This is a genomic window from Metapseudomonas cellulosilytica, assembly GCF_049334135.1.
Taxonomy (GTDB): domain Bacteria; phylum Pseudomonadota; class Gammaproteobacteria; order Pseudomonadales; family Pseudomonadaceae; genus Metapseudomonas.
Window position 1 is genome coordinate 302,260 of the sequence record NZ_JBHZGN010000006.1, and the last position, 6,640, is coordinate 308,899.

General features: G+C 62.4%; 6 protein-coding genes. All 6 read right to left on the reverse strand.

The genetic code is table 11. The features are described 5' to 3' along the window. Positions 1-197: 197 nt before the first annotated feature. On the reverse strand, positions 198-854 hold the full coding sequence (locus ACFW0H_RS10630; RefSeq protein WP_422913860.1) for a hypothetical protein: 657 nt from the start codon (positions 852-854) through the stop codon (positions 198-200). A gap of 469 nt (positions 855-1,323) precedes the next feature. Continuing rightward, positions 1,324-2,568: an alanine transaminase gene (gene alaC, locus ACFW0H_RS10635; protein WP_422913861.1), complete on the reverse strand. Its 1,245-nt coding sequence runs from the start codon at positions 2,566-2,568 to the stop codon at positions 1,324-1,326. Positions 2,569-2,779: 211 nt separating this feature from the next. Beyond that, entirely contained in the window at positions 2,780-3,358 is a 579-nt protein-coding gene (locus ACFW0H_RS10640; protein ID WP_422913862.1) for an ANTAR domain-containing response regulator, read from the reverse strand. Positions 3,359-3,378: 20 nt separating this feature from the next. Next, positions 3,379-4,593: a CmpA/NrtA family ABC transporter substrate-binding protein gene (locus tag ACFW0H_RS10645; protein ID WP_422913863.1), complete on the reverse strand. Its 1,215-nt coding sequence runs from the start codon at positions 4,591-4,593 to the stop codon at positions 3,379-3,381. Positions 4,594-4,785: 192 nt separating this feature from the next. Next, complete coding sequence (locus ACFW0H_RS10650; RefSeq protein WP_422913864.1) at positions 4,786-4,995, reverse strand: YgdI/YgdR family lipoprotein; 210 nt, start codon at positions 4,993-4,995, stop codon at positions 4,786-4,788. A 231-nt stretch (positions 4,996-5,226) separates the two neighbouring features. Beyond that, on the reverse strand, positions 5,227-6,640 hold a 1,414-nt coding region (locus tag ACFW0H_RS10655; RefSeq protein ID WP_422913865.1), incomplete at its 5' end, for a bifunctional aconitate hydratase 2/2-methylisocitrate dehydratase.

Consider the following 6,640-nt stretch of genomic DNA (forward strand, 5'->3'; position numbering starts at 1 on the left):
TTCCGATGGAGCCGACCGGCGGAGCGGAAAGGATTCTGGGACTTTAGTGCTGGATTCGCTGTTGGTTCGAGGTCAGCGAGAGAGGAGGATAAAACAGAGTGCGGAGATGCCTGTTACGTCGAAGTTGTTTTTAAAGTCAATTGAAATTGGCAGTTCAAACTTCTTCTTGAAACTGGGCATCCGTGCCCAGTCATCTATTACCACGACGCGAGTGCGGGGTTCACTCGGGAAGGAGTGACATTTTCGACTCTGTTGCCTGCCCACTTCACCAGCAGCGTCATCGCAATGAAGCCGAGGCAAATGAGAACCGGGTAAGCGAACATGATTTCGCCCAGGGAGTATTTCCAGCTGAGCGGACGAGCGATGCCCAGCATGGCCCCGTAGAACCAGGAAACACCAGATACGACACCCGAGAATACTGCGAGGGTGCGGGCGTTGGTTTCCATCTTGACCAGCGTGCCGGCCTTTTTAATGGCAGGCAGTACTGCGCTGTGCAGGAGGAAGCCGTTAACGGTCAACAGTGCTACGACCAGGATTTTGGCCTGGAGTTTGGGGTTGAGGAAGTACACCGCGCCTTTGACAGAGTAATCCAGCAGGATGATACCGATCCCTGTTACCCAGAGCGCCGCTAGTGCAAGCAGTACAGTTTTCTTCAGAGTATCAAGATGGGTTTTGTCGCTATGGGAGTCGTCTTGGCCAGTGATCATCTGCTTGATCATGGCGTAATCGCTGGTCAGGACCAGGCCGATTGCCACGCAGCAGGCGATCAGGTGGGCATAAACTACACCCATGCGCATTAGTTCCATGGTTTCTGCCTGTTTAAACAGGGAAGTGATCAGATGGTACAGCTCCATGGTTTACCTCTTGTTTTACAAAGTAAGTTGGTGTGCTGATGCAGTCTTGGGCACCGATATGTATTAATATTTTTCTTTCTCGCGGGTCTCTTTGGACTGCGAGTGGTCTTTATGTTGTTGGTGCAGTTCTACTTGTATTTCATGTCTTCATATTTACTCCTCCTTTTTTTGAGACAGAGAAACCGTGTGCACATGGACTTGTGCATTGGGAATCGCTCCGGACTCAAGGGGAAAAAAGACATGCGCGCCGCTGACCGACCACCGTTCAGCTGTGGCGCGATGAACTCTGGCTTTCATGAGAGTGATAGTACCCTGATTTTGTTCAAAAAATGTTCAAAAAGCTGACGAGCGGTTGTCAGGGAAGGGGCTATCCGGTGTCACGAAAAGGTAAGAAAGTCTTGCCGGGCGGGCGTTTCAGGAAAGTTCAGTTTTTTTCGTGCCCCCTGTGACCAGGGGGCGCGAACCGGCGTCATGCCTTGCCGGTTTTGCGGGTCTTGGGCGGAACCGACTGGCCGAGGATGCCATCGGCGCGGAACATCCCCTTGATGCCTCGTACGGCCTGGCGGATGCGGTCCTGGTTCTCGATCAGGGCAAAGCGGACATGGTCGTCACCGTAGTCGCCGAATCCCAGGCCCGGCGATACGCAGACCTTGGCCTCGGCCAGCAGTTTCTTGGCGAATTCCAGGGAACCCATGGCGGCGTAGGGCTCGGGAATCTTCGCCCAGACGTACATCGAGGCCTTGGGGTTCTCCACCATCCAGCCGATCTCGTGGAGCCCCTTCACCAGCACGTTGCGGCGCTGGCGATACTGCTCGGCGATATCGCGCACGCACTGCTGGTCGCCCTCCAGGGCGGCGATGGCCGCTACCTGCAGCGGAGTGAAGGTGCCGTAGTCGTGATAGCTCTTGATGCGCGCCAGGGCGCTGACCAGTTCCTGGTTGCCGACCATGAAGCCGATCCGCCAGCCCGCCATGTTGTAGCTCTTGGACAGGGTGAAGAACTCCACCGCGATGTCCTTCGCTCCGGGCACCTGCATGATCGAGGGCGCTTTCCAACCGTCGTAGACGATGTCGGCGTAGGCCAGGTCGTGCACCACCAGCACGTCGTACTGCTTGGCCAGGGCGACCACCCGCTCGAAGAAGTCCAGTTCCACGCATTGCGCGGTGGGGTTGGACGGGAAGCCGATGATCATCATCTTCGGCTTCGGAATGGATTCGCGGATGGCCCGTTCCAGTTCGGCGAAGAAGTCCACGCCGGGCACCAGGGGGACCGAGCGCACCTGGGCCCCGGCGATCACGGCACCGTAGATGTGGATCGGGTAGCTGGGGTTGGGCACCAGTACCGTGTCGCCATGGTCGAGGGTGGCGAGCATCAGGTGTGCCAGGCCTTCCTTGGAGCCGATGGTGACGATGGCTTCGGTTTCAGGATCGATCTCCACGTCGTAGCGGTCCTTGTACCAGCGCGAGATGGCCCTGCGCAGGCGCGGAATGCCGCGGGAGGTGGAGTATCCGTGGGTGTCTTCACGCTGGGCGACCTGCACGAGCTTTTCCACGATATGCGGCGGGGTGGCGCCGTCGGGGTTGCCCATGGACAGATCGATGATGTCCTCGCCGCGACGGCGTGCCGCCATCTTGAGTTCGGCAGTGATATTGAAGACGTAGGGGGGGAGACGATCGATGCGCGCAAAGCGGCGCGCTGAACGCTGGTCAGCCATGCTTTCCTCGGATACGTAAGCGCCCGGAACCGTCCGAGCGACGTCGGCCACTGCGGTGGCCTGGCGGCGAAGATAAGGGCTTGGCAGGGCCTTTGTCGAGGGGAGTTTCTTGAAGTTTGCCGCGCCGTTGGTGGCGCGGCGTCGAACGGGCGCCGCCAGCTCGTGAAAGCCCGGTTCGCGAGCAGAGCTCTATCCGGCCAGGGGGTGGTCCTCAGTGTCCCAGCATGTCGTGCATGGCGATGATCTGTTCGGCCACCTGGATCAGTTTCTGCTGCCGGCTCATCGCCTGGCGGCGCATCAAGGTGTAGGCCTCCTCCTCGTTGCAATTCTTCATTTTCATCAGCAGTCCCTTGGCCAGCTCGATGCGCTTGCGTTCAGCCAACTGCTGGTCGCGGGCCGAGAGCTGGGCGCGCAGCGCCTGGTCGCTTTCGAAGCGGGCCATGGCGACGTCGAGGATGGGTTGCAGGCGGTCGACCTGGATGCCTTCGACGATGTAGGCGCTGACGCCGGCCTGGATGGCCTGGCGCATGACCTTGGGGTCGTGCTCGTCGGTGAACATCACGATGGGGCGGGGCTGGTCGCGGGTCACCATCACCACCTGCTCCATTACGTCCCGGCCCGGGGATTCGGTATCGATCAGCACCACGTCCGGGCGTATCGCCTCTACCCGGGCTGGCAGGTCGATCGTCAGCCCGGATTCGTCGATCACTTCGAATCCGGCTTCCACCAGGGCGGCCTTGAGTCGACCGACTTTCTTGGCGGTGTCATTGATCAGCAGGATACGCAGCATGGTGGCGTCTTCCCTGGTGGCTATGGGGCGATGGCCCGGACACTGCCGGCCAGCGAGTGGATCGGGAAGCTGCGTGCGTAGCCCGCCGGGTCGCTGCCGTCCCAGGTGCGGCCGTCGATCAGGGTGGCGCTGCGCATCAGGTCCGGCACCTGGATTCCAAGGGATTCGGCGGCCTGGCAGTAGATGTCCAGGCGCTGCACGCGCCGGGCCACGTCCAGGTAGTCCGGGTCGTCCCGCAACAGGCCCCAGCGACGGAACTGGGTCATGAACCAGATGCCGTCGGACAGGTAGGGCATGTTCACCTGGCCGTCTTCGAAGAAGCGCAGCGGGTGCTCGTCCTGCCAGGCATTGCCGAGGCCGTCCTGGTAGTGACCGAGGAAGCGCCCCTCCACGGCCGAAAGTGGTACGTCCACGTAGTCGCTGCCGCTGATCAGTTGGGCGGTGCTATGGCGATTCTCCTCGCTGGCGTCGATGAAGCGGCTGGCCTCCAGCACGGCCATGGTCAGCGCACGGGCGGTGTTGGGGTACTGCTCGGCGAACTCCCGGGTTACGGCGAGCACCTTTTCCGGATGGTCTGGCCAGATCATCTGGCTGGTGGCCAGGGTGAAGCCCTGACCTTGGTCTACCGCCAGGGCGCCCCAGGGGCCGCCGGCACAGAAGCCGTCGATGCGCGCCGCCTTGAGGTGGGTGACCATCTGCGCGGGCGGCACCACCACCGTGTCGACGTCTCGCAGCGGATGGATGCCCTGGGCCGCGAGCCAGTAGTTCAGCCACATGGCATGGGTGCCGGTGGGAAAGGTCTGGGCGAAGGTCAGGCGTGCACCGCCTTGGCGCACGTGGCGGGCCAGTGCCTCGGAACTGGTCACGCCGATGCGCTTGAGTGGTTCGGAGAGGTTGATCGCCTGTCCGTTCTGGCACAGGCCCATGAGGATGGACATCGCGGCAGCCGGTCCGCCGATGCCCAGTTCGATGCCATAGACCTGGCCGTAGAGGGCCTGTGCAGCGTCCAGTTCGCCGGAGAGCAGCTTGTCGCGCAAGGTGGCCCAGGAGGATTGGCGCTGGAGGTTCAGGGTCAAGCCATAGGGTTGGGCGAAGCCCTGGGTGGCGGCGACTATCAGGGACGCCGAGTCGGTCAGGGGCATGAGGCCCAGATTGAGCATGCACTTCTCCGGTGCATCGCTGCCCGCTAACCAGGCCAGGTTGTCCGCGCGCGTGGTGTCCTGCGTGTCCGTCATCTTGGTTGCCACCTGTCAGCAAAATGGCGCCGATCCGGAGCAGCCGGGGCTCGCCGGTATCGACGCCATCGTCATCCACCCGCTCCGCCGTTGGAGTGAGTATCGTCGAGGCGGATCAAGCAAGCGTTATGCCAGGAGCCGAAAAAAACGAGCCCCGCCGGGGCGGGGCAAGGGTTCGAGGTCGGAGCCACCTCAACGTTCGATGATCTGCTTCACCTGGCTTTGCGGGATCTGTTGGACGCGACCTTCGTCGTCCTCGAACTTGAGCATGCCGGTGTCCTTGTCGAGCCTGGGCTTCTCGTCGGAAGTGATGAGCTGGCCGTCCGTCGTGGCGATCAGGTACTCGCTGGAGCAGCCGGCCAAGCCAAGGGTGCAGAGGAGGATGAGAAACCAGGCTTTCATGGCGGCGCTCCCCGTGGTGGCAGCTGATACCTGCAACATAGCTGCTGGCGGGGGAGCTGCAAGGTGGACAGGGTGACCCTCTGTCGAAAGTGTGTGCCGCTTGGCGGAGGCGGGCTGCCACTGCGCATGGCTGGCAATTCGCAGGGGGTGTCGACCCGTCGGTGTGCACGACAAAAAGAAGAAGCCCCGCACGGGGCGGGGCTTCTGCGTCACCAGGATCGCGGTGCAGGCTTAGGCCTGGACCACCGGGATCTTGGCGTTGGCCGCGGCTTCCTTGTACTCGGCGATCTGGTCGAAGGACAGGTAGCGGTAGATATCGGCAGCCATGCTGTCGATGTTCTTCGCGTATTCCATGTACTCGGCCACGGTCGGCAGTTTGCCCAGGATCGAGGCAACGGCCGCCAGCTCGGCGGAGGCCAGGTAGACGTTGGTGGCGTCGCCCAGACGGTTGGGGAAGTTACGGGTGGAGGTGGAGACCACGGTGGCGCCAGTCTGTACGCGGGCCTGGTTGCCCATGCACAGCGAGCAACCCGGCATTTCCATGCGCGCGCCGGCCTTGCCGTAGATGCCGTAGTAGCCTTCCTCGGTCAGCTGGTGCTGGTCCATCTTGGTCGGCGGCGCCAGCCACAGACGGGTCGGAATGCCGCCCTTGACCTTGTCCAGCAGCTTACCGGCCGCGCGGAAGTGACCGATGTTGGTCATGCAGGAGCCGATGAACACCTCGTCGATCTTGTCGCCGGCCACGGTGGACAGCAGGCGGGCATCGTCCGGGTCGTTCGGTGCGCAGAGCACAGGCTCTTTCACGTCGGCCAGGTCGATCTCGATGACGGCGGCGTATTCGGCGTCAGCGTCGCCTTCCAGCAGTTGCGGGTTGGCCAGCCAGGCTTCCATGGCCTGGGCGCGGCGTTCCATGGTGCGGGCGTCGCCGTAGCCTTCGCCGATCATCCAGCGCAGCAGGGTGATGTTGGACTTCAGGTACTCGGCAATCGCTTCTTCCGGCAGCTTGATGGAGCAACCGGCCGCGGAACGCTCGGCCGAGGCGTCGGACAGCTCGAAAGCTTGCTCGACGGTCAGGTCGTTGAGGCCTTCGATCTCGAGGATGCGGCCGGAGAAGATGTTCTTCTTGCCCTTCTTCTCGACGGTCAACAGGCCCGCTTGGATGGCGTAGTAGGGAATGGCATGCACCAGGTCACGCAGGGTGATCCCGGGCTGCATCTTGCCCTTGAAGCGCACCAGCACGGATTCCGGCATGTCCAGCGGCATCACGCCGGTGGCGGCGGCGAAGGCCACCAGGCCGGAGCCGGCCGGGAAGGAGATACCGATCGGGAAGCGGGTGTGGGAGTCACCGCCGGTGCCGACGGTGTCCGGCAGCAGCATGCGGTTCAGCCAGCTGTGGATGATGCCGTCGCCCGGACGCAGGGACACGCCGCCACGGGTGCGGATGAAATCCGGCAGGGTGTGGTGGGTGTTGACGTCGATGGGCTTCGGATAGGCGGCGGTGTGGCAGAAGGACTGCATCACCAGGTCGGCGGAGAAGCCGAGGCAGGCGAGGTCTTTCAGCTCGTCGCGGGTCATCGGGCCAGTGGTGTCCTGGGAACCGACGGTGGTCATCTTCGGCTCGCAGTAGGTGCCCGGGCGCACGCCC